The organism is Psychrobacter sp. Ps3 (assembly GCF_022129275.1).
Classification (GTDB): Bacteria; Pseudomonadota; Gammaproteobacteria; order Pseudomonadales; family Moraxellaceae; genus Psychrobacter; species Psychrobacter submarinus.
In genome coordinates this window covers 1-23878 of sequence record NZ_JADQAL010000010.1, presented here as the reverse complement: position 1 = coordinate 23878, position 23878 = coordinate 1, and the positions used below count along the sequence as shown (strand labels likewise).

Genomic DNA, 23878 nt, shown 5'->3' with positions numbered 1-23878 from the left:
AGGACTCTTAAATAAGGGTTGGCGTTTGCAAGGATAAGTTAAGTGGTTACACATCCGTATCGTGCAAGCTCATAAGCGATCTTTTGGCTTTTTTATAGTTTTTGGTAAATATGGCAAAGCGAGTATAAGCGTCAAACGTAACTGCTAATGCTAGCATGTTTTTATAAAAAATGACGGTGAAAAGTGTGTAAAAGTACGATACGCTTTCTATCTAAACAGTCACAAATAACATTATCTAACCCTTACAGAACAGTCACGCTGTCACCAATATGTTAGACTGTCATATAAGCTTCAGGAGGTTCACGACCTTCTTTGCTCAGCATTCTTGTTTTTCATAATTCTAATAAGGACAAAACTATATGAATATTAAGCTAACCGCACAACTGCCAAAAACGCATACGCAAAAAATACTAAAAAAAGAAGCCAAAGACAAAGACTCGAGCTGTTTAGTGGTCTTAGTCGATAATAACAAAAACATCTTGGCAAGCGACTCATTGACAGAGTATCAAGAGCGTATTGAGCAGTTGATGGCAGTCTCACATTTCAGTGGCAAAGCCTGCGAAACGGTCGCTGACTATGCCTTAGCGGGTGATAAAAAAACCACTAAAGCCAATCCGCTACAATTATTAATCGTTGGCGTAGGCGCCATAGATAAGCTCAACCACAGCGCACTACAAAAAATCGCTAAGACCATTTATCAATCCACGCAAAAACGCGTCGCCTCCTTAACTATCGCGCTCGGCGATGCTCTACAAGAAAACGAGTTTAGCCAATTTGCTCTGAACCTGCTAGCAGCGACTTATCGCTTTGATAAATACAAATCAGAGCAAACCACGCCGGTATTAACTGATATCTACTTGCTCGCTGATAATAGCTTGCAGTCCGCTTTAGACTTCGCGCAGTCAGTGTTTGTCGGTCAAAGCTTGACTCGCGATGTCGCTAATGAGCCAGGTAACATTTGCTTCCCAGCTTATATGGCAGAGCAAGCGCAGGAGCTGGGCAAAAAATACTCTGATATTCTAAAAGTCACTGTATTAGGTGAAGAAGAAATGTCAGCGCTCGGTATGGAGTGCTTCTTAGCCGTTTCTAGAGGCTCAGTCCGCGAGGGCAAGCTGGTGATTATGGAATATCAAGGTAAGTCGAAATTTACCGCTAACCATTCAGCCAGTTATCGCGATAACGCTAGCAGCGCTGCCAAAGCTGGTCTAAAAGCGATTGCAGATAAGCTGCCTTTAAAAGCCAATACGAAAAAAGGCAGCAACAGTGATGCCCCTATTGTATTAGTCGGTAAGGGCGTCACCTTTGACTCCGGCGGTATCTCTATCAAGCCAGGCGCGGCGATGGATGAGATGAAATTTGATATGGGCGGCTCAGCGTCAGTCTTGGGTACTATCCAAGCGCTATGTGAAGCGCGTCTGCCTATTAACGTCGTCGGCGCGCTCGCTTGTGCTGAAAATATGCCGTCAGGGGAAGCCACGCGTCCTGGTGATATCGTCAAAGCCATGAATGGCAAGTCAGTTGAGATCTTAAATACTGATGCTGAAGGCCGCTTGGTGCTAGCTGATACTCTATGCTATATCCAGCGCTATAATCCAAAAGCGATCATCGATGTGGCCACTTTGACTGGTGCTTGCGTCGTCGCTTTAGGTCACGTGCGCTCAGCGGTGTTTAGTAATGATGAAGACGTACTGTTCGAGCTTGAAAATGCTAGCGCTCAATCAGGTGATCTTATCTGGCACATGCCGTTAGATGATGAGTATCAGTCATTGCTTGACTCACCTATCGCCGACATGCAAAATATCGGTGGTAAAGGTGCCGGCGCCGTCACTGCTGCTTGTTTCTTATCGCGCTTCGTAGAAGAAGGCCAAGCATGGGCACATTTGGACATTGCTGGTACCGCATGGAACTCTGGTAAAGAAAAAGCCGCTACCGGTCGCCCAGTCCCTCTATTTATGCAATATCTCAAAAACAGCGTCGATATGGCATAAACAGTGCTGTATGATCAGACACTTCATAAGGCTTAAGTACCAAACATGTCAAAACTAACCGTTAGTTTTTATGTCTTAAGCGCGAGTAAAGCCCAAGATTTCTTGGGCTTTATTTGTCAGCTCACTCAAACTGCTTTAAATAAGAGCACACAGTCGCTGGTTATTCTGTCGGATAATGAACAACTGCTGAGCGAGCTTGATGAAGCGTTATGGGCCAATGATGCGGCAAGCTTTATTCCGCATCAGCGCTTAAGCGCTAGCAATAGTGAGGCGACGGCGAGTACTGATAAAAATTCTGCAGCGCCTGTGCTCTTAGCATCACAGCTGCCGTCAGACTTTAGCGGTATCGTCATCAATACCACTCCCCGCCCCATCAATGATTATATCTCGTCAACGAGCAACGCGCTGCCTAGCCGTCTGCTAGAGATTATCCTACCCGATGATGCTAGCGTCGCCCAAGGCCGTCATAAATATAAACACTACCAACAGCTTGATTATGAGCTCACTCATTTTAAAGTATAAAAGCTTTAACAGCCGCTAATCTTCACAAATAAAACCTTCTGTGTCATTAGTCGCTCTACTTCGAGCGCATCTAAAACATCTATATAGTTGATTATCATCTTAGCTATTGCGCTCTCGATATCGCAGAGCATTAGGTGAATATCACAAAAAATGCTACTATCTTTCGATTATTATAGGCTTTGTATTTTTTGATTATCGTTTATTAGAGGGATAAAGATGCGTTCATTGATAGCAATGTATCAACGGATAGGGTTAGTGCCGCTTATTATCGTCGGTCTGGTGCTGGGTGTACTGATTGGCTGGCTGGCCCCTAGCGCTGGTATAGCTTTAGGAATATTAGGAACTTTATTTGTCGGCGCGCTCAAAGCCGTAGCACCTATACTCGTGTTTGTATTAGTGTTAGCCGCTATCAGTAAGCAGCGCAGTGGTGATGAGGTCTACGTCAAACCTGTCCTTATCATGTATATGTTTGGCACTTTTTTGGCCGCATTGACTGCCGTTGGTGCCAGCTTCTTGTTCCCGATTGAGATGGTCCTAGTCAATGCCAATATCGAGCAAGTACCGCCTGCCAATCTAAAAGAGGTGCTAACCAACTTGCTCATGAGCCTAGTGGCCAATCCTGTCAATGCTGTAGCGAATGCCAACTATATCGGTATCTTAGCATGGGCGATTATTATCGGTTTTGCGCTGCGTCAAGCTGGTGACACTACGCGCGGTGTCGTAAGCGACTTTGCTGATGCGATATCACAAGTGGTCAAATGGGTCATTGCCCTCGCACCTTTTGGTATCTTAGGGTTGGTCGCCAATACTGTCGCTGAAACAGGCTTTGAGGCGCTAAAAGGCTATGCCAATATTTTGATGGTATTGGTTGGCTGTATGCTGTTTATCGCTCTAGTTGCTAACCCTTTAATTGTATTAGTCAAAACCGGCAAAAACCCTTATCCGCTAGTACTGACTTGCCTGCGTGAGTCTGGTATTACCGCCTTTTTTACCCGCTCATCAGCGGCTAATATTCCTGTGAATATGAACCTGGCTCACAAGCTTGGTCTGCACGAAGATACTTATTCAGTCACCATTCCGCTCGGTGCTACTATTAACATGGCCGGTGCGGCGATTACCATTAATGTGCTCACCTTAGCTGCTGCGCACACTTTGGGTATTGAGGTCAGCTTTGCCTCCGCTTTACTACTAAGCTTAGTGGCGACAGTCAGTGCTGGCGGCGCGTCGGGCGTACCTGGCGGCTCATTACTGCTCATTCCATTGGCCGCAAGTCTATTTAGCATTCCTAACGATATTGCGATGCAAGTGGTGGCCGTTGGCTTTATTATTGGCGTCATTCAAGACTCTGCAGAGACAGCGCTTAACTCGTCAACCGATATACTATTCACCGCTGCTGCTGATCCCAAATACGCCCGTTAGCGTATTAAGCTTTAACGACGTTTTAATCAAAACTCAAGGACAAGAAAAGGGCACTCAGGTGCCCTTTTTATACTTTAAAACTTGTATGGAAGTCAGGTTTAAGCTTTCAATAGCTTACTTTAAGTGATCTACTTCGACCTCAATCACAGGCGTCTGCATCTCCAACTGGCGTTTAAACTGACGCAGCTGCTCTACCTCATCTAATAGCTCAAGTATCAAGCCAATAGCCGGTACGCTCGCTTCAAAATCACGACTAAGACGTGAGGCACGGCGCACGGTGGTCAGCTGATAGCCAGTAAACTGCTGACTCTCAGGCACATCATACTCAATGATATTTTCTTCTATTAAGGCGATAACCCACTGCGGCTCTTGACCACAAGCAGACACTAATTCATCAAAACTCATAACTATGTCAGTTAATTCAGGCGAGTGTTTCATCATTATTATCCTTGTTTATGCTATATCTCTCATCATCTGTCTAACTTTAGCTCTCTTATGACCATTTTACTCACTAGCGACTGATGCTAGTATGAGCAAAGGCTTGTTTTAGCTGCTCATAAGCTTGCTTAGCTTCGTCCGTGGTGACTTCTGGATTGACGATATTTAGGGTCAAGTATAAGTCTCCCGCTTGTTTTGCAGGGATACCCTTGCCCTTCAAACGCAGATTACTTCCTGATTTGCTATTACTCGGAATAGTGACGCCGAGCTTACCTGCAGGAGTCGTGACATTGATTTTTTCGCCCAACGCCGCCTCCCACGGAGTGATATTCACCGTTTGGTAAACATTAGCGCCTTCCAAGCGAATATTATCGGCAGCAGTGATGGTGACTTTAAGGAATAGATCTCCGTTTTTGCCACCTCCGATACCGGCAGCGCCTTGCCCTGCTAGGCGGATTTGCTTGCCATCAGTGATGCCTTTAGGAATTTTAATCTTCAGGGTTTTATTCTCATAACCCACACTACCATTAGGCTGACGGACAGGGACATTTAACTTAATACTATAGTCGTCGCCGCTATAGACCGAAGCGAGATCGACACTGATCTCCGCATGCTGATCTTGACCTTTGCTATCTTGGCCAAAACCACCACCGAACTGATCAAAACCACTTGGTCCACCAGCCGACTGGCCCGCAGAGCCGCGAGCACCGCGCCCAAAAGCTGAGAAAATATCATCGAAACGAAAACCGCCACCGCCAAAGGCTTCACCGTCACCGAACTGATCTTTGATATCTTCCCAGCGAAAGCCGCCTTGCGCGCCTGCCGACTGACCGCCAAATCCGCCAAAGCCACCAGCACCAGCTTGGCCCGCAAAAGGATTGTCTAGCATAGCGTCATATTCGCTACGCTTATCTTTATCCCTAAGTGTCTCGTAAGCGTTATTAATCTCAGCGATTTTATTATCTGCATCTGGATCGTCACTGACATCAGGGTGATATTGACGGACTAGTTTGCGATACTTTTTCTTAATATCGGCGTCTGAGGCGTCTTTTTTTACCCCTAAAATGTCATAGTAGTTTTTTTCTGCCATTATTTTTCCTTATCATTTTATTGAGAAAATTTTTATTAAACGCTATAAAGTTAGAATCATCTGTTTCTATAATAAGACTTTTTTCTACAATATCAATTTTACTCAATGGCTACGACCTTTTTGGGGCTTTGTAATCAACAGCCTCGACACAGATTTTCAGGGTAGATTTAAGTTTACCCGTTACATTGTATAGAAATCTTTAAGATATTAACTTTGGTTATGAATCAATAGCTTATAAGGTAACTGAAATTTGACTTGTCTTATTTTTTACACATCTGTAAGGATATAGCAAGCTTTATCCTGTAAAATACTGCAATGTTTACACTCATAGGGAGTGAAAATAATATAGGCAAGAGAATCTGTCTATTTTATAAATTACGTATAGGTGTTAAATGTCTTATTTAATCAAGTCTTTAGTTATCATGTTGTCATTAGCGCTGAGTACCACCGTTTTTGCTGGTAATACTAGCTATTATGGTAGTAAATTCCACGGTAAGCGTACCGCTAGTGGTAGTATTTTCAATATGAATGCCATGACCGCCGCACATAAAACCTTACCGTTCGGCACTAAAGTTAAGGTAACTAACCAAAAGACGAAGCAGAGTGTGATAGTTAAAATCACGGATAGAGGTCCTTTTACACCCGGCCGTATCTTAGATTTATCTAAAGGCGCTGCTGGTAAGATAAACTGTCAACTTTGTACGACGACTATGAAAGTACTCTCTTACGGTGATGGTAAATATCGTAGACAGTAACCTGTCGCGCGAATGTTTTAAGTCTTAAGACCCAATCATATAAAAACCCCAATCGTATAAAAAAAGGAGAGCATTAGCTCTCCTTTTTTGTGTTCGCTCAAAGTTTTGAGCAGGCATTTTAATTAAACTTAGCTTCCATCTCTTCTAAACTTGTCATCGCTACTAATAAGCTCTCCTCTTTATCGTTATGTTGCTGCTGTAGCGAAGCTTGCTTGTCAAGCAGCGCTATCAAGTCGGCTTTGCGGTGCGCTTCATAAAGCTCAGTATCGGCAAGCTCAGTCTCCAAGCTTGCTAGCTGCTCATCTAGCTTCGCCAATGCCTTTTCGGTATTTTCGATTTCTCGGCGTATAGGCGCGGTCAGTTTGCGCTGCTCAGCCGCCAACTTACGCTGCTCTTCTTTACTCAAAGTACTAGCAGGGTTTTTGGACGTCTGACTCTCAGCTTTAGTTGTCGCTGTAGCCTGTACTGACTCACTATGCTTAACCTCTTTATTTTTAGCAGCATTGTGCGTTTCACGTGAAACCAACATCATTTGCGCCTGTTTATCTTTGGCTTGTTTATTGCTATTTTTATCCTGCGCGTTCTCTTGTTTGCGCTTCTCCGCTAGCCACTTGCCGTAATCACTAATATCGCCTGCGAACTCGTCGATCCGGCCGTCATGGACGAGATAGAGCTCATCACAGACGTTAGCAATCAGTTCGCGATCATGCGAGACGAGCACGACCGCGCCTTGAAACCCTTGTAGCGCTAAAGTCAAAGCTTGACGCATTTGCAAGTCCAAGTGGTTAGTCGGCTCATCGAGCACGAGCACGTTAGGACGCTGCCAAACGATTAATGCCAAGGTCAGGCGTGCGCGCTCACCCCCTGAGAACAGCTCGCTTGGGGTATCGATACGCTCGCCGCGAAAATCAAAACTGCCCAAAAACGAGCGCAATGTTGCATCAGAGGTCTTGCCCGCGAGGCGACGTAGCATCTGCATCGGTGTGGCGGCGGCGTCTAAAGCGTCCATTTGATGCTGATTAAAGTAGCCAAGCTTGAGAGTATCAGAGACTTGGTATGTGCCTGAGAGTACCTTTAATTCACCAACCAACGCTTTAATCAAAGTCGACTTACCCGCGCCATTCATACCGAGTAAGCCGAGGCGCGTATCCGGGGTGACTTGTACGTTAGCATTATGCAGCAGCGGGATATCACTATAACCGATGTCAGCTTTGGTCATCTCAATCAGCGGCGTGCTCATGTGCGCCGGCTCATAGAACTTAAATGAAAAGGGGTTATCCGCCATCATCGGTGACAGCTCCGCCATGCGCTCAAGCTGCTTGATACGGCTTTGGGCTTGCTTAGCCTTGCTGGCTTTAGCACGGAAACGCCGGATAAAGTCATCTAAGTGCGCACGGGTTGCTTGCTGCTTCTCATAAGCTTGCTGCTGCTGTGCCATACGCTCGTGACGGGTGCGCACAAACTGCTGATAATTACCGGTGTAGAGAGTGATTTTTTGCTGTTCGACATGCAGAATATGATCGACAGTGGCATCCAAAAAAGTCTGATCATGCGAGATGACGATGACTAAACCTGTGAACTGATTGATCCAAGTCTCAAGCCATAAAATAGCATCTAAGTCTAAGTGGTTGGTCGGCTCATCGAGCAGCATCAGATCGGCACGGCTCATCAAGGTTTTGGCGAGGTTTAGACGCATGCGCCAGCCCCCTGAAAAGCCCTCTACCGGCTGCTCATGTTGGCTGGCTTTAAAACCAAGACCCGCCATAATTTGCGCCGCTTTGGTGGGCGTACGATAGCCATCTATCTCGTCGAACTGCTGATGCAAGATACCAATCTGCTCATCGCTAACATTGCTCAAATCACTCAACGCCTCATTGAGCTGATACCACTGCTCATCACCGCTTAGGACATAATCAATGGCCGTTTGACTACTTGCCCCCACTTCCTGCGCCATGTGTGCGACCTGCCAGCTCTCAGGAATGCTCACCTCGCCTTTATCGAGCGTCACTTCAGTATCGCCTACGCCCATTTGTGTCAACAGTAAGGCAAATAGCGTTGATTTACCGGTGCCGTTGTTACCCGTCAGCCCTATTTTGTGATTGGGGTGCAACTGGAAACTGGCGTCCGAGAAAAGCACTCGACCATCACGGCGAACACTAACGTCTTTAAATTCGATCATAAGGGGTTTTATCTCACAGGAGTTATAGCGACCACGGCACTTATTCGCTCAATAGCTGATTAAGTCGGTCGCTAGCAGGTCAATAGTTATAAGGGGCAATGATGAAAATTTACAGAAAAACAGGCCAAAGCCAGCCATAATTGGTGGCTATTATTTCAAACGACTGGCGGATAGGCAAACGATTAAACCATTATTTATAAATAACTGTTTCATTTTTAAGTCATTTATTGAGGGGTGTCAGACTTATTTCAATATCGTCTATCTGTTTTATCAAACACGCTTATCACTCTTGATAAGTTAAGCCTAGCCCCAATTATGGTATACTGCCAAAACACTACTGACATCAAGCAGTTAAGCATTCGCTAATGAGGTGATTATGACCCAAACTACTACTCAATATGATCCAAGCGCTAGTCAGCCGGTCGATCCTACTATGCTAAGTCTAACCGATAGCGCGGCCCAAAAAGTGCGCCGTCTACGCGAAGAAGAAGGCGATAAGGAGCTTATGCTGCGCGTTTATGTGACAGGCGGCGGCTGTTCTGGTTTTTCTTACGGCTTTAGATTCGACAGTGATATGAATGAAGACGATGCCAATTTTGATAATGGTGATGTCACTTTGGTGATCGATTCGCTCAGTTATCAGTACTTACAAGGCTCTACCGTTGACTATACTGAAGGGCTAGAGGGCGCGCGCTTTATCGTAGATAACCCCAATGCAACCACGTCTTGTGGCTGCGGCTCTTCGTTTTCTATCTAACAGTGCTTTTTTCACTGTACGCTTATCAAACGTTTTTATTAAAGCATCTATTTTTTATAGGTGCTTTTCTGGCTAAGCCAACTGATTTTTTTCACCGCTGAAGGTTACTGAAATTGTAATTGTGCGTGGTTTTTGCATTATCTTTGGGCTAAACTGACTTTGAACTAAACGGTGCGCTCTATTGATAGCATTGATAGCATTGATAGCGACGACGGTTTATAGCAACGACAGTGCCAAATTGGCTGCAGTTTTGCGCCGGTTTTATTTGAGCAAACCCTATTTGAACCAATCTTAGTAAAGGGTTGCTCTACCATAATGAATAACAATAGATGACTATTATGAGTAATTTTGCAAGTAGCTTTGTGGATTTTGAAATACCAAGTTGGTTTGATAGCCAATTATTGATGGGCATGCTGCGCGGTATCGAAAAAGAAGGTCTGCGCGTTAGATCAGATGGGTTTTTGGCACAAACGCCGCACCCTTCAAAGCTTGGTTCAAAATTGACCCACCCGTTTATCACTACGGACTACTCTGAGAGTCTACTTGAGCTTATCACTGACCCAAAAGCGACGCCAAAAGATACTTTGGCTATGCTGCGTCAGCTGCATGTCTTAGTCTATCAGGCTTTACCAGAGGGTGAGCTGATGTGGCCGTTATCTATGCCTTGTATGCTCTCAGCAGATGATGCCGATATTCCACTGGCTGATTATGGTAGCTCCAATACCGGTAAGCTCAAAACGCTTTATCGTAGTGGACTTGGTATTCGTTATGGTCGCCGTATGCAGACGATTGCGGGGCTGCATTATAACCTATCTTTTGGCGATGGTTTATTTATACAGTGGCAAAAGCAGCTTGCAAACGCGCAGACGCTGACCGAGTTCAAAAACGAGAAGTATTTAGGCCTCATCCGTAACTTTAAGCGCTTAACAAGCTTAGTTCTATATCTGCTAGGCGCTAGCCCTAGCGTCTGTCCTTGCTTCATCTCAGGCCGCGAGCATGACTTGGAGCTGATGAACGAGTCAACCTATTATAGACCAGCTGCCACGAGCCTACGTATGGGGAAGCTTGGCTATACCAATAGCGTTCAAGAGCATTTGGATATCCGCTATAACGATCTCACTGAGTATGTCGCAGGCCTACGCCGCGCGATTCAAACGCCGCATGAGAGCTTTAAGGCACTTGGGCTAAATGATGAAGCGGGTAACCCTATCCAGATCAATGATCATATATTGCAAATAGAGAACGAATACTACAGTCCTATTCGCCCCAAACAAATTGCCGCGCGTGGTGAGACGCCAACAGAAGCGCTAGAGCGTCGCGGTATCGCTTATGTGGAATTTCGTGCCATCGACTTAGATCCTTATAGCGATGTAGGTATTCGCCTCTCAAGCGCTTGCTTCTTAGAGGTTATGGCGCTGTACTGCTTACTCAATGAGTCGCCAGATTTGTTGCCGGCAGAAGAAGAGGAGCTGGCGATTAATCTAGAGCGCGTAGTTAACGAAGGCCGCTCGGATAATCTACATATTCTAAATAATGGCGAAGAGCAGTCGCTACAAAGCTGGATGCTGGCACATTTATCAAGTATGCAGCCGCTAGCCGCATTACTTGACGCCCATCATGGCGGTAATGATTACCGCGTAGCAGTAGCTTTGATGCAAGGTAAAGCGAGTAATTCAGAGTCGACCATCTCAGCACAAGTTAATGCCGATAGTATGCGCTTAGGCAGTATGTGGAAGTTAGGCTTTACTTTAGCGCAGCAGCATCGCGATGCTATCCTTCAGCATACTTTAAGCCCTAATATGCAGGCAAAATATGAAGTATTGGCTGAGAAGTCGCTGTTGCAACAAAGCGAGATCGAAGCCAATGACACCGAAGACTTTATGGACTTCATTGAGCAGTACCGTTAAGCCTAGATGGCCTTAGCGGATGAGTCATTTAACTGAAATCAGCCATAATTAGCTACTAATCATAGCTACAGCCCCTATTTTAAGAGTACTTATTTGATGCAAAGCCTACCCTCTTATCGCAGTATGCAAGTGTTTTTGGTAATTATGAGCGCTATCGGCATGGGCTATGCCTTGTTTTTTTTGCAGCAGTCTATGGGGCTTTCTCCCTGTCCTTTATGTATCTTTCAGCGTATCGGTTTGATGGTGATGGGCGGCTTTGCGCTCGTAGCGGCTATTTTTAATCCAAAATCGAAACTTATCAGGTTTGGTCTGTGGTTAGGTAGCTTAGTCGGTATTGGCTGGGCGACGGGCGTTGCTGCTCGTCATGTCTGGCTCCAGCATCTGCCAGCTGATCAAGTGCCTGCTTGTGGCCCTGGCCTAGATTATTGGCTTGATACGCTACCGATGCAGCAAGTACTAAAACAAGTGTTCGCAGGTTCTGGAGAGTGCGCTACTATTGACTGGACATTTTTGGGTTTAAGTATCCCAGAGCAATCTTTGATATTTTTTAGCTTTCTTATTATCGTTCACTTGCTCATACTGATGAATATATTGCGTTCAAAAACTTAAAGGCTGTCAGTGCTATCAATGCTGATAGTGCCCACTCGGGCTAATCGACACTAACTTATGCCTAAACTAACTTATTCCTAAATAGCAACCTCGCTTAGTGTCACCTACTTCTGCAGTTAGTACTCCCGAAGTCTCGCTACAGCATCACCGCTTAACTCTATCTTTTACGTATTAATGTCCTCTGTATCAGTAGCTTTTTTATCAAAAGTCTGTCACTGAGAGGCAAATCCTAAAATACAAATCTCCTCCTTTTATAACAAAAACCACACATTTTGGTCATTCCAGTTTGTTATCTTACGATAATATTTTTCCGTTGATGGTGAATAAATAACCGTTTATCTTCAAAAGATATGTAAAATGCGGCAATAAGGTTCTGCACACTAGTCCTGTGAGTACATCAGAAGCAGGTATGGTTACTTTGCCACTCTTGTCATCTTAAATGACATTAATACTAGCTTTTGTAAGTAGAGCTAACCTTAGTTGTCAGCTTGCACTTAATCCTCATCTGTCTGCTGTTGGTAAGATCATGATATATTCTTTTTCTAAATTTGCCATAACGCCTGCTCATTGTGGCTCTCGCTCGACTTTGAAACTCTTATTACCTTTGTCTTTTTGTGCTTTACTTGCGGGCTGTGATAGCCACTCCTCGACTCCTAGCACTGATAAAAGAATGATGATTGCAAGTAAGCAGAGCGATGCTATTGCTGCAGAGCAGGAGACCATAGACCCTACCTTAGATAGCGATGGGACTAGTAGCGAAGAGGATGAGTCGCTCATTAGTACAGCTAAATCGGATAGAAAATCCTCCGTAGATCGCTCATCTTCGGATGATACTACAACAAACGACAGTCAAATGCAGGCTACTTTAATCGGTGATTATAAGGGAGTAATGCCCTGCTCTTTTTGTAGCAGCACAGAGGTGTTGCTAAACTTATTTGCTGATGGCTCTGTGGTAAAAACCAGTATTTATGATAATCCAAAAGAGCCGACCGACTCGTTGATCGAAAACGGTATTTATCGTCAAGATGATGACAAGATCACGATCGTTTACGATGATCAGCGTATAGAGAGCTATATTATTCAAAATAACCATTTAGTATTACTAGATGATAATAACATCGCTGACGATGACTACACGTTATCGCGCCAGTAATATAAGTCTTTGTATATATTTTTTGGTTCATCATGATAATTGGTAAACTTTAGATAATGTTAACGCCTATAGACTAGGCGTTTTTTTGGGCGTTTTTTTACGCATTTCATTGGTTATACCGTAGGCTTTACTTTACAATAATGTCCTAAATATCACGACTTACTCTTCTTTTCTTATCATTCGGTGCGAAACGTCTATGCATATTCATATTCTTGGTATTTGTGGCACTTTTATGGGCTCACTAGCCTTATTGGCCCGCGAGCTTGGGCATGAAGTGACGGGCTCAGATGCCAATGTCTATCCGCCGATGTCCACTCAGTTACAAGAGGCTGGCGTGACGATTATGGAAGGCTATCATATCGAGCATCTACAGCCTGCGCCTGAGTTGGTCGTTGTCGGTAATGCGATGAAGCGCGGGATGGATGTGGTCGAGTATATGCTCAATCAAGGTCTGCGCTATACCTCAGGGCCGCAGTTCTTATCGGAGCAAGTACTACAATCGCGCCATGTGATAGCAGTGGCGGGCACGCATGGTAAGACCACAACGACGACGATGCTCGCTTGGATATTACAATATGCTGGGATTGATAGCGGGTTTTTGATTGGCGGCGTGCCGTTAGTCGATACTGATGATAAGCGTCTACAACAAGTCTTCGCTCATAGTAGCTACTTAGGCGCTGACTCTACAAGCACATCGGATTTAGGTTACTTTGTTATTGAAGCCGACGAATATGATTCAGCGTTTTTTGATAAGCGCTCAAAGTTCGTACATTATCGCCCGCGTACCGCTATTTTGAATAATTTGGAGTTTGATCACGCTGACATTTTTGCTGATTTAGGAGCGATTCAGACGCAGTTTCATCATATGCTGCGTATGATCCCGAGCAGCGGACAAATTATTATGCCAGCCAATACGCCAAGCCTCGAAGATACCTTAGCTAAAGGCGTTTGGACGCCCGTTTGGCGCACCTCTATTGTCGATAATACTGATAAGAATCCGGCGCAAGCTCAAACCGCGGCAGCTGAGAGCGAGTGGCAAGCCCGACTTATCAGCGCTGATGGTAGCCAGTTTGAAGTGAGCTTTCATGGCGATAATAGCACTAAAAATATAGCTGGTAATGAAGCGGCTAGTACCGATACGGCCGTAGTCGATTGGGCGATGAACGGCTTGCATAATGTCAATAATGCGCTAGTCGCTATTGCAGCGGCGTATGATATCGGCGTCGATATCGCAAGTGCCTGCGCCGCACTATCTGAGTTTGCCGGTATCAAACGGCGTATGGAGCTGATCGGTGAGGTGGGGGATATCTTAGTCTTTGATGATTTCGCTCATCATCCGACCGCGATTACCACCACGTTGGATGGTGCCAAAAAGAAAATGGCTAATCAAAAGGTTTGGGCCGTTATCGAACCGCGCAGCAACACGATGAAGATGGGTATTCATCAAGACAGCCTAGCGTCTTCGGCCGCGCTTGCCGATCAGACGCTTTGGTACGAGCCTACAGGCCTTGAATGGGGCCTCAAAGACGTCATAGCGCAAGCGCAGCAGCATAGTAGCAACTTAAGCAATCAGCAAGTGCTTGGTAGTACCGACGCTATAATCGAGCATCTCACTACTCATGCTAGAGCGGGTGATGCTATTATCATCATGTCCAACGGCGGTTTTGAAGGTATTCACCAACGCCTATTAGCAGCATTGGCAACGACTCAGCGCTAATAACCTTACTCTTAGCTCATGCCATAGTCTATGTAGCGTCCTCAAATTGTGAGTGGCGCTTTTTTTATCGTTTTTACAAGCCCTTTACGCATTCAATTCAAATGATAGCAAATCAGGACTTTTTATCACACAGCCCCTACACTACTAACATTTCGTGCTTACTCTTCTGACGAAGGAGTGATTACAATGTACTCATTCAATCAATTAGGAGAATAATAATGGGTTTTATATGGATGATCATTGTTGGTTTAGTCGCAGGTCTATTAGCGCGCGCTATCAAGCCAGGTAACGATGCGATGGGCTGGATTATGACTATTGTACTCGGTATTGTAGGTGCAATGCTTGGTGGCTTTATTGCCGGTCTAATCGGTATCGATGCTGATGGCGGTTTTATCGGTCTGATATTCTCAGTGATTGGCGCTATTATCTTACTCTTCTTGTATGAGATGATTGTCAATAAACGCCGCGTATAATATAAGCACTTTTATAACAGGTGTTTAGCTATACTCTCGATTCAAAAAGACCTTATTATTATAAGGTCTTTTTTTATGAAGGCTTTAGTTACTTCCCATAAATCTACTAATACGAAATCGACCTCAAGTTGTTGATAATCGTTACTTTTGCCCCCATTTACCTTATAATAACGCCAATTCTATTTGCATGACTGAGGTAAGCCACTATGGCAGTACTCCCTATTTTAAGCTACCCTGATCCGCGCTTGCGCACTATCGCCGCCCCTGTAAAAGAGGTCGATGCTGAGATAAAAACATTAATCAGTGACATGATTGAAACTATGTATGCCTCTGATGGTATCGGTCTTGCCGCCTCGCAAGTGGATCGCCATATTCAACTGATCGTGATGGACTTATCTGAAAACAGAGATACTCCGATGGTCTTTATCAATCCTAAAGTGACGCCACTAGTCGAAGAAAAGCAGCCCTACGAAGAAGGCTGTCTGTCGGTTCCTGATGTCTATGATAAAGTTGAGCGCCCAAGTAAAGTGCGTATCGAAGCTTTAGACGCTGATGGTGAGCCTATTGACGAGATAGCAGAAGGCTTACTCGCTGTTTGTATTCAGCACGAAATGGATCATCTCAATGGGGTTATCTTTGTCGATTATCTATCACGCCTAAAACAAACTCGCGCCCGCGATAAAGTCAAAAAAGTGCTTAAGATACGCGAAAAGCAAAGCCAACAAGCCGCAAAACAGCCTGAAGCTACAAATGTCTAAATAGCGAACCTTTGAGTGCATGTCAAAACCTTCATGTTGACATGCATTTTTATGCCTCCTTTCTAAAAACCCCTTTTCTCTTTTTTATCTTTACTAAAGGCTTATTGCTATGACTATGATCAAAATTGACCAATATTTTGACCCTGCTGCTTGGGGCAAATTTACCAAAGCCGCTGAGGGTCGCGACACGCCTTTTTTGATCGTTGATCTGAATCGTATCAAACTGAAATTCAATGAAATGATTGGCCTGTTTCCCGAAGCAAAAGTCCATTATGCAATGAAAGCTAGCCCTGCGGTGCAAGTGATTGAGCTATTAGCAGAGCTAGGTTCAAACTTTGACTGCGCGTCCATCTATGAGCTGGATCGAGTGCTCGACTGCGGCGTTGCGCCCTCGCGTATCTCTTATGGCAATACCATCAAAAAAGCAAAGCATATAAAATACGCCTTTGATAAAGGTATCGATCTGTATGCAACCGACTCAGAAGCAGATCTCAGAAATATCGCTGAGCAGGCTCCTGGCTCAAAGGTGTTTGTACGTATTTTGGTAGAAGGCTCAGACACTGCTGAATGGCCCTTATCGCGTAAGTTTGGGTGCCATCCTGATATGGCCGTTGATCTGCTCATCCAAGCTAAAGAGCTTGGCTTAGTGCCTTTCGGGGTTTCGTTCCACGTGGGTAGTCAGCAAAAATCAGTAACTGTCTGGCACGATGCCCTGGTCATGGTCAAAGATATCTTTGATAAGCTTATGAGTGAGCAAGGCATTAAGCTACAAATGATTAACCTCGGCGGCGGCTTCCCTGCTCGGTATCTCAACCAAATCAATACCATACAAGACTACGCCGGATCGGTAAAACAATACTTAGTCGATAGCTACGGTATAGACGATATGCCAGAGATTATCCTAGAGCCCGGCCGCTCGCTGGTGGCAAGCTCTGGGGTCTTAGTCAGTGAAGTGGTGCTGATTTCTCGCAAGTCGCATGAGGAGGAGACGCGCTGGGTTTATACTGATGTGGGGCTGTTCCAAGGGTTAATTGAAACGTTAGGTGAAGCGATTAAATATCCCGTTTATACTCCAAAAATGGCAACATCGACCACGTCAGGTACAGTGGTTTTAGCAGGGCCGACTTGTGACTCTGCTGATATCATGTATGAAGAGACCGACTATCAGCTACCCCAAGAGCTGGAGATTGGCGATAAAATTTATTGGCTCGCGACGGGGGCTTATACCAACTCTTATTCGTCTGTCGAGTTCAATGGCTTTCCGCCATTAGAAGTGGTTTATCTTGATTAATACTTGGTTAGTTACATAAAAAAAGCGTAATACTGAAATTTAAAGTATTGCGCTTTTTTTATGACTTATATTTGGCGTAGGGTGCGCCCCGCGTACCTGAAAGTCGTTAAAACAAGGCAATTACTCGTTAACTTACTAAGATAACTTTTGATTAGAATGTTTAATCATCATATTTAAGTTAATGGTGTGCATGGCGCATCCTACAACATCTTAGTTCTGGAGAACTCAACTACTGAACCAATAGCTGAATCGGGGCACTGGTGCTAGTCATACTACGACGATTGCCAGCAAAGCCTGAGCTTTGATTTTGAGCGCTTTGTATAACTTGTCCGATAGTGACCCATTGCCCGCGCGGTACGATAACTGTGCTATTTAGCCTTTGTGATTCAATAGCGTTTTTTTGGTAATATCGAGAATGGCTAGTGAGTAGCTTCTCTTCTGCTTGCGACAACTGCACTTCCAATTGTCCATTGAGCAGTAGTCTTGGGGTTACGGCAATGCCTCTCGTTGTCGGCAATAACACTTGCTGCTGAATAATAATCTGAGCTGACGGACTATGATAAGACGGATAGCGATTATTTCGATAAGCCGTCGCCTGATAGTTTTGCGTTAAGGAATATAGCGTATTGGTGCTAATGCTGGCAGCGCTACCTGAGAGCGTTTGCACTTGATATAAGCTATTGCTCTGCTGCTGACTATCGCTTTGGTTCACTATACCTGTCCCTTGAATACCACGCTTGCTGATAATCACTTGGCCTTGGCGGATATTACTTTGTATATTACCACTACTGCCTACTCGTACTGCGACTAGCAGCGGCTGCGGCTGAGTGTCTATTTGCGCAAGGAGTTGTTGCACCGCCTTGTAATTCGCCGCGCTGGTTTGTAGCACAAGCTTATCTTGATAACTACTTACTGTGCCGCCGTCACGGCTACTGTTTAGCTGTTGGCGTACGGCTGGCAGTAGAGCATCACCGCCGTAAGTATCGATGACATAGGTTTGGGCGCTTTTGTGAGCAGAGGCGGCTTGCGCAGGTACAACAAAGCTAGTACCTACACTTAAAAACAAAAGCGTCATCAGTGAGCGGTTCATCTTATAGCTATCCTAATTATTTAAAACTCGCTTATCCAACTCTACTCATTCAGCCTTACTCATTTAACCCAAGTACATCTTGCATATTATACTGCCCTGCTTTTTGCTGAATGACCCAAGTGGTAGCGCGTACCGCCCCTGCTGCAAAGGTCATGCGCGCACGTGCTCTGTGAGTAATCTCGACCACTTCGCCATCAGCGATAAACATGACAGTGTGATCGCCAATGATTTCGCCGCCGCGTATCGCATGAATGCCTATGCTACCTGCTTCGCGCGCGCCTGTTTGTCCTTCACGGCCATAGACTGCAACCTCTTTTAGGTTTTGACCTCGAGCTTCAGCGACGGCTTGGGCCATCATGTAAGCAGTGCCTGATGGCGCGTCAATCTTGTGTTTATGATGCGCTTCGATGACCTCAACGTCAGCCTCATTGCCAAAGGCTTTAGCAGCCATACCAAGTAGTTTCAATGATAGGTTGACCCCAGTTGAATAGTTGCCCGCATAGACGATAGGAATGTGTTTGCTGGCCTCGGTGAGCACTTGCTCCTGCTGCTCATTAAAGCCTGTTGTACCGATGACCATCGCGACTTTATGCTCAGCGCAAGTCTGCATATTTTGCTCAGTGGCATCCGGCAAGCTAAAGTCAATGAGCACATCGATATCATCGATCACTGAGACTAAATCATCGACGATTTTGATATTTAAGCGCTCGATAGCGGCGACCTCACCGGCGTCAGCGCCAATCAGACTTGATCCTTCACGCTCGATAGCAGCGCTGAGAGACGTTTGCGGATTGTCCTGTACCGCCTCAATCAACATACGTCCCATACGGCCACCGGCTCCGATAACGCCGATATTTATCATCTCTTTTGTTTGTGTCTTACTCATACTTTTGTCCTAAAGCTCATGGTCTATATTTATAGGTTAGCAGTGCCTTGTTAGCACGCGTTATGTTAATTATCATAGCATGAATTGTTTTTGCTGCGACTAACAAGCAGACATAAAAAAGCCTAATAGTTTCACATGAAACTATTAGGCCTGTTGATAACGTCAAAAAGCTCAAAAGTTAACGCTTAGTCGAATAGCTCGCCAATCTTTTTAAAGAAAGATTTTTTGTGCGGTGATTGTTGATGCTTGCTATCACCGTCCAAGGTATCTTGAAACTCGCGTAACAGATCTTTTTGTTCGCGAGTGAGATTGACTGGCGTTTCGATAATGACGCGGCAAATCAGATCGCCTTTCATCGTCGTACGCACTGGCGTCACACCTTTACCGCGTACTCGCAGCAGCTTACCGCTTTGCGTGCCTTCGGCGACTTTGATTTTGACTTTGCCATCTAAAGTTGGGATCTCGACCTCTTTACCTAAAGCGGCATCGGTGATGCTCACTGGCACATCCATATACAGATCTGCGCCTTGACGAGTAAAGACCTCATGCGGTTTCACGCGTACTTCAACATATAAATCGCCGTTCTGTACACCTGCGCCGCCCGCTTCGCCTTCACCTGCTAGACGCACGCGGTCGCCATCATCGACGCCGGCTGGGATAGAAACCTCAAGCGTGCGAGATTTTTCTTGGACGCCATTACCATGACAGTCTGGGCATGGGTTCTTGATTTGCTTACCGCTACCGCCGCACTGCGGACACGCTTGCTGCACAGCAAAGAAGCCTTGCTGCATACGCACTTGGCCTTGCCCATGACAAGTCTGGCACGTGACGATATCAGAGGCGTCTTTCGCGCCTTTACCATCGCAAGTGTCACAAGGCGCAGGCGCGGTGAAGCTGATCTCTTTTTGGCAACCGCGCACCGCTTCCTCAAGCGTTAGCTCGATGACATAACGAAGATCAGAGCCGCGGCGCGTACGACTACCACCGCCGCGAGCTTGACCGAAGATATCACCGAAGTTGCCAAAGATATCACCAAAGATGTCTTGGAAGTTACCGCCGCCGCCGAAGCCGCCACCGCCTCCCATGCCGCTCTCAAAGGCAGCATGACCCATACGGTCGTAGGCTGAGCGCTTATCTTCGTCGCTAAGCACCTCATAAGCCATCGACGCTTCTTTGAATTTTTCTTCGGCATCAGGGTCATCAGAGTTGCGATCGGGATGGTATTTCATTGCCAGCTTGCGGTAGGCTCTTTTTATCTCTTTGCTATCAGCCGTTTTGCTGACCCCTAACACTTCATAAAAATCGCGCTTACTCATGAGCTCTCCTATCGTCATCACAGTGATGTTTGCTAATAGCCTTACGTCTACTACGCCTCAATCATTACAAGTGTTTCATGTGAAACACAAAATCAATATCATAGCGTATCGGTAAAATCAGCAACGTACTGCGCTAACCAAATCAATTAATAAATAAAGGTATAAAGATATAAAAGTTTGGCCTGTTAATGGAGGTGGCTCAGCGATTTATCAAGCTTAATAATTGTGAAATTATTATCTGCGTAGTTTTATTCTGCAGATAATCGTACCTATAGTCAGTTTAAAGTAAAATTGTTATGAGATTAAGTGCGCTACTGGTATAAATTTTACTTGCGTGCTGCGTTCCTTCGATGCTGCATAAAATTCATCCCAGCAGCGCTATATCATTTTTAGAGTGAATCGACTATATATCCTCTTAGCTTGATTATTCTCTAGTTTTTCATAACATCAAGCGCTAAAGTCGTGCTAATATTTAGCGCCCTATAAGCAGGCGTTCATACTTGAAATTCGGTGTAAGAGAGCATTGATTATGAAAAAACTAACGGCCTTTATCTTATTGATCATCGTTATGGCAGTCGTGGTCTATGCCGGCTCGCCCTATTACAGCGCTTATCAACTAAAGAACGCTTATGATGCTAAAGATGGCGCGACTATCGCCGCCGCCATCGATTACGAGCAAGTCCGTCCTAGCGTCTATAGACAGCTGACGGATAAATTTGCGCTGACCATGAGCAAGTATCCACTAGTCGCTGAGCTTGGCGGCGCGCCCTTAGAGCAAGCGGCTGATAGTTTTATCAGTCAAGCAGTGGCAGGCGCGGTTACCCCTGACAATGTCGAAACCCTAATTAATACCCAAGGTCAAGCCAATACCGCGACCAAAGAGCTGGCGGCGGCGTGGGCCATCGCTAGTAATCAAGTCGATCTCAAAAACCTCATTCAAGATCTCATCATCCATCGCGGTGATATCGATGCGGTGGTCAAAGATCAAATGCAACAGGTCATGCAAAAACAAGCCAGCGAGCTTGAGGAGCACGCGGCGCAAGGAGAAGATAGCGAGCCTAGTCTGAGCTATTGCGGTATCAATTGCTTTACCATTAGCGGGCAAGTCAAAGGCTATCCGATCACTGTTGAGATGCAACGTCAGGGCTTTATTGACTGGCAAATCATCGATGTGGTATTGCCTTAAATCAAGATTCTCTATGAACTTTAAAGGCATAAGTGCTATTTAAGTTCTAAAACCAATTCGCACAAAAAGCGCGCTATAACTATCAAGTTATAGCGCGCTTTTGCTATGGGGTTTTAGATTTTAAAATAGCTGTGAATGAGCTAACTACTGAACGCCCAAAAACTCTAAGAATTCAGGGCTCTCAAAGCTCGCTTGATATAAAACGCCATCCTCGCGATATATCGCTGGCGTCGCTATCACTGCAAGACCCGCCGCCCTTTCACGATTAGGGGTAATATAATCCATATTACAACTGGCAGGCGCTAGCGTCATCTGGCCTTGTAGCATTGCCTTGTCTAGAGCGTTACGGCGACTGCCCTCATCCGCTTGACACCAGATCCCGCGCATCTGCGCAGGTGACGCTTCATATATAGGATAACCGATAGTCTTGACGGTGACGCCTTTGGCATTGAGATCTGCCATTTGCTTATGTAGCATTCGGCAGTACGGGCAATTGACATCAGTTGCGACATAAATAACGGCGCGCTCGGTAGTCGTTGCCGGATAAGTAATCAGCTGCGACTCATCTAGTGAGGCAAAGACAGATTTGTTTTTATTCGCTTCAAAAGTCTCATCAAGTCCTGTGAATTGACCATTCTCTATCACCGATATCTCGCCATCAGTAATGTATTGCGCATCATCTGAGAGTAAAAACGGCACGCCTTCTAATGTTGCGCCCCAAATCACGCCCGGCACTGCGGTATAAAAAAACGGCGTTTTAGCGCTCATGTTTTTCAGCGCACTCATATTCTCTAGTATTGAGGATTTCACCGCCGCGCTGACATACTCGCCTGCTTGCGCACTAGTGGCTCGCGTTGGGGTTTGCTTCACTTTACGTGGGCTTGGATTTTTTTGTAGCTCGCCTTGGATGACATATTTGCCATCAGTGGTGATATGGAGTGGCGGCTGTCCTGCTAGATTGACCTGATACATATTAGGCAAATTAGAGGGTTCGATAGATAAGATTTGCGCTTTGATACCAACCTCAGTCAATACTTGGCGCAGATGGCTATCAGTGTCAGCACTGACTTTGTCCGCTGCCGCACTTTGCGTCATCTTAATATTCTCATCGGTTGAAGTTGCAGGCTGGGCGCAAGCCGTCGCCGTTAATAGCAGCGCACTAATAAAACTAATAGGTTTAAGTAGAGGTGGTTTCACAGCAGTCATCCTAGCAAGTAGCATTTATATACCAATAGCAATCAGCATTTCGTCTTAAAACACTATCTAAAAAAGTAGAGTGAAAAGATATCAGGACTTTAGCACATTAGCTAAATTTTCGGAGAGTTTGCCAGTTACTTTTGCAAATCGCTACTTGAGCTTGAGGGAGGCGCAATAGAGAGCGATAAAACAAGTTATAAAGCTCAACTTAGACGTCAGGTGCGCTGCGCGAGGCGCACCCTACCGTAAATCTAAAAATATACTTGTAAATATCCCTAAAACTTCTCTACTTCCTCGGGCGTTAAAAAGCGACTATCGCCACGCTCTAACCCGTCTAAAGTAATATGGCCAATGCTAGCGCGATGCAGCTCGACGACTTTATTACCGAAGTAGCCCATCATACGTTTGACCTGATGATATTTGCCTTGCTCCAAGGTTAGACGCGCATGTTTCTCATCGATAAACTCAAGGGTAGCCGGTTTGGTCGGCTCATAGTCGCCTTCTAATAAGATACCTTCGCCCACCTTTTTGATTGCGCGTGCTTGCTCCTCCTCATTCATAGGATCAGCAAGCGTTAGCTCATAGACTTTGGCGTGCTCGTGCTTGGGACTTGTGACGCGGTGTAGCCAGCCGCCATCATCGCTAAGCAGCAGTGCGCCTGTGGTATCGACATCCAAGCGACCTGCGATACGTAAACTGCCTAGCTCTGGTACGGCAATCAATTCGGTGACGATAGGATACTCTTTGGCCTTTAACGTACACTCAAAGCCTTCAGGCTTATGCAGCAAGATATAACGATTACCCGTCGCCACCGAGAGCGGCTCGCCTGCCCACAGCACTTCATCATTGATAATATCGACATGTAGGCCAGGGTCTTTGACCACCTCATCATTGACGGTGACCTCAGAGGCGTGGAGGATTTTTTTGGACTCTTTGCGTGACAGCTCAGTGGCTTTACTGATAAATTTATCGAGACGCATACTTTTTACTACCTTTAGTCATATAGGGTTTTGTTATAGTAGTGTCAGTTTAACATATCCCATCTAACCCTAAGTGTACCATCGATGCAATATGAGCTATCAAACCTTAAAAAACCGTTCCAAAAATCTTACTCAAACCTAGCCAATATTGACTATTAGATAGGTTT

At 45.3% G+C, this 23878-nt stretch carries 21 protein-coding genes; 13 read left to right on the top strand and 8 right to left on the bottom strand.

Going from position 1 to position 23878, the window contains the following annotated elements:
• Positions 1 to 359 precede the first annotated feature (359 nt).
• The 3 genes from I3248_RS04915 to sstT all read left to right on the top strand — a co-directional run bounded on the left by I3248_RS04915 (position 360) and on the right by sstT (position 3929).
• Entirely contained in the window at positions 360 to 1988 is a 1629-nt protein-coding gene (locus tag I3248_RS04915; protein WP_238062752.1) for a leucyl aminopeptidase, read from the top strand.
• Between the two features lie 45 nt (positions 1989 to 2033).
• Positions 2034 to 2510: a DNA polymerase III subunit chi gene (locus I3248_RS04910; protein ID WP_238062751.1), complete on the top strand. Its 477-nt coding sequence runs from the start codon at positions 2034 to 2036 to the stop codon at positions 2508 to 2510.
• 216 nt (positions 2511 to 2726) lie between these two features.
• Positions 2727 to 3929: a serine/threonine transporter SstT gene (gene sstT, locus I3248_RS04905; protein WP_025645409.1), complete on the top strand. Its 1203-nt coding sequence runs from the start codon at positions 2727 to 2729 to the stop codon at positions 3927 to 3929.
• A gap of 114 nt (positions 3930 to 4043) precedes the next feature.
• Here sstT and I3248_RS04900 read toward each other — a convergent pair whose 3' ends face one another.
• Both I3248_RS04900 and I3248_RS04895 read right to left on the bottom strand, forming a co-directional pair.
• Positions 4044 to 4367 carry a chaperone modulator CbpM gene (locus I3248_RS04900; RefSeq protein ID WP_025645407.1) on the bottom strand — a complete coding sequence of 108 codons (324 nt, stop codon included), beginning with the start codon at positions 4365 to 4367 and terminating at the stop codon, positions 4044 to 4046.
• Positions 4368 to 4440: 73 nt separating this feature from the next.
• Positions 4441 to 5457, bottom strand: a complete 1017-nt coding sequence (locus tag I3248_RS04895) for a DnaJ C-terminal domain-containing protein (protein ID WP_025645404.1) — start codon at positions 5455 to 5457, stop codon at positions 4441 to 4443.
• A gap of 392 nt (positions 5458 to 5849) precedes the next feature.
• Between I3248_RS04895 and I3248_RS04890 the strand changes: the two genes are divergently transcribed.
• The gene (locus I3248_RS04890; protein ID WP_025645402.1) at positions 5850 to 6212 is read left to right on the top strand and encodes a septal ring lytic transglycosylase RlpA family protein; all 363 of its coding nucleotides are present in this window, start codon (positions 5850 to 5852) and stop codon (positions 6210 to 6212) included.
• A 118-nt stretch (positions 6213 to 6330) separates the two neighbouring features.
• On the opposite strand, the gene I3248_RS04885 is transcribed toward I3248_RS04890, so the two are convergent.
• Positions 6331 to 8391, bottom strand: coding sequence for an ATP-binding cassette domain-containing protein (locus tag I3248_RS04885; RefSeq protein ID WP_238062750.1), 2061 nt, complete (start codon positions 8389 to 8391; stop codon positions 6331 to 6333).
• A 376-nt stretch (positions 8392 to 8767) separates the two neighbouring features.
• Between I3248_RS04885 and erpA the strand changes: the two genes are divergently transcribed.
• The 8 genes from erpA (at position 8768) to I3248_RS04845 (ending at position 17056) form a co-directional block, all read left to right on the top strand.
• Positions 8768 to 9148, top strand: coding sequence for an iron-sulfur cluster insertion protein ErpA (gene erpA, locus I3248_RS04880; RefSeq protein ID WP_025645398.1), 381 nt, complete (start codon positions 8768 to 8770; stop codon positions 9146 to 9148).
• Between the two features lie 338 nt (positions 9149 to 9486).
• Positions 9487 to 11055, top strand: a complete 1569-nt coding sequence (gene gshA, locus I3248_RS04875) for a glutamate--cysteine ligase (RefSeq protein WP_238062749.1) — start codon at positions 9487 to 9489, stop codon at positions 11053 to 11055.
• A gap of 96 nt (positions 11056 to 11151) precedes the next feature.
• Positions 11152 to 11664, top strand: coding sequence for a disulfide bond formation protein B (locus I3248_RS04870; RefSeq protein ID WP_025645394.1), 513 nt, complete (start codon positions 11152 to 11154; stop codon positions 11662 to 11664).
• 526 nt (positions 11665 to 12190) lie between these two features.
• The gene (locus I3248_RS04865; protein ID WP_238062748.1) at positions 12191 to 12817 is read left to right on the top strand and encodes a copper resistance protein NlpE N-terminal domain-containing protein; all 627 of its coding nucleotides are present in this window, start codon (positions 12191 to 12193) and stop codon (positions 12815 to 12817) included.
• A gap of 196 nt (positions 12818 to 13013) precedes the next feature.
• Complete coding sequence (gene mpl / locus I3248_RS04860) at positions 13014 to 14534, top strand: UDP-N-acetylmuramate:L-alanyl-gamma-D-glutamyl-meso-diaminopimelate ligase (RefSeq protein WP_238062747.1); 1521 nt, start codon at positions 13014 to 13016, stop codon at positions 14532 to 14534.
• Positions 14535 to 14752: 218 nt separating this feature from the next.
• Entirely contained in the window at positions 14753 to 15007 is a 255-nt protein-coding gene (locus tag I3248_RS04855) for a GlsB/YeaQ/YmgE family stress response membrane protein (protein ID WP_025645387.1), read from the top strand.
• A gap of 206 nt (positions 15008 to 15213) precedes the next feature.
• Positions 15214 to 15765 (top strand): peptide deformylase, encoded by a 552-nt coding sequence (gene def / locus I3248_RS04850; protein WP_238062746.1) that lies wholly within the window; start codon positions 15214 to 15216, stop codon positions 15763 to 15765.
• A gap of 115 nt (positions 15766 to 15880) precedes the next feature.
• Complete coding sequence (locus I3248_RS04845) at positions 15881 to 17056, top strand: type III PLP-dependent enzyme (protein ID WP_238062793.1); 1176 nt, start codon at positions 15881 to 15883, stop codon at positions 17054 to 17056.
• A 229-nt stretch (positions 17057 to 17285) separates the two neighbouring features.
• Here I3248_RS04845 and I3248_RS04840 read toward each other — a convergent pair whose 3' ends face one another.
• The 3 genes from I3248_RS04840 to dnaJ form a co-directional block, all read right to left on the bottom strand.
• Positions 17286 to 18146, bottom strand: a complete 861-nt coding sequence (locus tag I3248_RS04840) for a hypothetical protein (RefSeq protein WP_238062744.1) — start codon at positions 18144 to 18146, stop codon at positions 17286 to 17288.
• 55 nt (positions 18147 to 18201) lie between these two features.
• On the bottom strand, positions 18202 to 19032 hold the full coding sequence (gene dapB / locus I3248_RS04835; RefSeq protein WP_201603847.1) for a 4-hydroxy-tetrahydrodipicolinate reductase: 831 nt from the start codon (positions 19030 to 19032) through the stop codon (positions 18202 to 18204).
• Between the two features lie 185 nt (positions 19033 to 19217).
• Positions 19218 to 20348, bottom strand: coding sequence for a molecular chaperone DnaJ (gene dnaJ, locus I3248_RS04830; RefSeq protein ID WP_025645377.1), 1131 nt, complete (start codon positions 20346 to 20348; stop codon positions 19218 to 19220).
• 529 nt (positions 20349 to 20877) lie between these two features.
• Here dnaJ and I3248_RS04825 point away from each other — a divergent pair.
• Positions 20878 to 21534, top strand: coding sequence for a DUF2939 domain-containing protein (locus tag I3248_RS04825; RefSeq protein ID WP_238062743.1), 657 nt, complete (start codon positions 20878 to 20880; stop codon positions 21532 to 21534).
• Between the two features lie 144 nt (positions 21535 to 21678).
• Here I3248_RS04825 and I3248_RS04820 read toward each other — a convergent pair whose 3' ends face one another.
• Positions 21679 to 22740, bottom strand: a complete 1062-nt coding sequence (locus I3248_RS04820; RefSeq protein WP_238062742.1) for a thioredoxin fold domain-containing protein — start codon at positions 22738 to 22740, stop codon at positions 21679 to 21681.
• A gap of 266 nt (positions 22741 to 23006) precedes the next feature.
• Positions 23007 to 23711 (bottom strand): 16S rRNA pseudouridine(516) synthase, encoded by a 705-nt coding sequence (locus tag I3248_RS04815; protein ID WP_201559067.1) that lies wholly within the window; start codon positions 23709 to 23711, stop codon positions 23007 to 23009.
• Positions 23712 to 23878: the final 167 nt, after the last annotated feature.

Excerpts from the sequence above, each read along its gene's own strand:
- I3248_RS04895 (WP_025645404.1), bottom strand. The coding sequence starts at position 5,457 with ATGGCAGAAAAAAACTACTATGACATTTTAGGGGTAAAAAAAGACGCC.
- mpl (WP_238062747.1), top strand. The coding sequence starts at position 13,014 with ATGCATATTCATATTCTTGGTATTTGTGGCACTTTTATGGGCTCACTA.
- sstT (WP_025645409.1), top strand. The coding sequence starts at position 2,727 with ATGCGTTCATTGATAGCAATGTATCAACGGATAGGGTTAGTGCCGCTT.
- I3248_RS04900 (WP_025645407.1), bottom strand. The coding sequence starts at position 4,367 with ATGAAACACTCGCCTGAATTAACTGACATAGTTATGAGTTTTGATGAA.
- I3248_RS04910 (WP_238062751.1), top strand. The coding sequence starts at position 2,034 with ATGTCAAAACTAACCGTTAGTTTTTATGTCTTAAGCGCGAGTAAAGCC.
- def (WP_238062746.1), top strand. The coding sequence starts at position 15,214 with ATGGCAGTACTCCCTATTTTAAGCTACCCTGATCCGCGCTTGCGCACT.
- dnaJ (WP_025645377.1), bottom strand. The coding sequence starts at position 20,348 with ATGAGTAAGCGCGATTTTTATGAAGTGTTAGGGGTCAGCAAAACGGCT.
- erpA (WP_025645398.1), top strand. The coding sequence starts at position 8,768 with ATGACCCAAACTACTACTCAATATGATCCAAGCGCTAGTCAGCCGGTC.
- I3248_RS04825 (WP_238062743.1), top strand. The coding sequence starts at position 20,878 with ATGAAAAAACTAACGGCCTTTATCTTATTGATCATCGTTATGGCAGTC.
- dapB (WP_201603847.1), bottom strand. The coding sequence starts at position 19,032 with ATGAGTAAGACACAAACAAAAGAGATGATAAATATCGGCGTTATCGGA.
- I3248_RS04815 (WP_201559067.1), bottom strand. The coding sequence starts at position 23,711 with ATGCGTCTCGATAAATTTATCAGTAAAGCCACTGAGCTGTCACGCAAA.
- I3248_RS04855 (WP_025645387.1), top strand. The coding sequence starts at position 14,753 with ATGGGTTTTATATGGATGATCATTGTTGGTTTAGTCGCAGGTCTATTA.
- I3248_RS04870 (WP_025645394.1), top strand. The coding sequence starts at position 11,152 with ATGCAAAGCCTACCCTCTTATCGCAGTATGCAAGTGTTTTTGGTAATT.
- I3248_RS04890 (WP_025645402.1), top strand. The coding sequence starts at position 5,850 with ATGTCTTATTTAATCAAGTCTTTAGTTATCATGTTGTCATTAGCGCTG.
- I3248_RS04865 (WP_238062748.1), top strand. The coding sequence starts at position 12,191 with ATGATATATTCTTTTTCTAAATTTGCCATAACGCCTGCTCATTGTGGC.
- I3248_RS04845 (WP_238062793.1), top strand. The coding sequence starts at position 15,881 with ATGATCAAAATTGACCAATATTTTGACCCTGCTGCTTGGGGCAAATTT.
- I3248_RS04840 (WP_238062744.1), bottom strand. The coding sequence starts at position 18,146 with ATGAACCGCTCACTGATGACGCTTTTGTTTTTAAGTGTAGGTACTAGC.
- I3248_RS04885 (WP_238062750.1), bottom strand. The coding sequence starts at position 8,391 with ATGATCGAATTTAAAGACGTTAGTGTTCGCCGTGATGGTCGAGTGCTT.
- gshA (WP_238062749.1), top strand. The coding sequence starts at position 9,487 with ATGAGTAATTTTGCAAGTAGCTTTGTGGATTTTGAAATACCAAGTTGG.
- I3248_RS04820 (WP_238062742.1), bottom strand. The coding sequence starts at position 22,740 with ATGACTGCTGTGAAACCACCTCTACTTAAACCTATTAGTTTTATTAGT.
- I3248_RS04915 (WP_238062752.1), top strand. The coding sequence starts at position 360 with ATGAATATTAAGCTAACCGCACAACTGCCAAAAACGCATACGCAAAAA.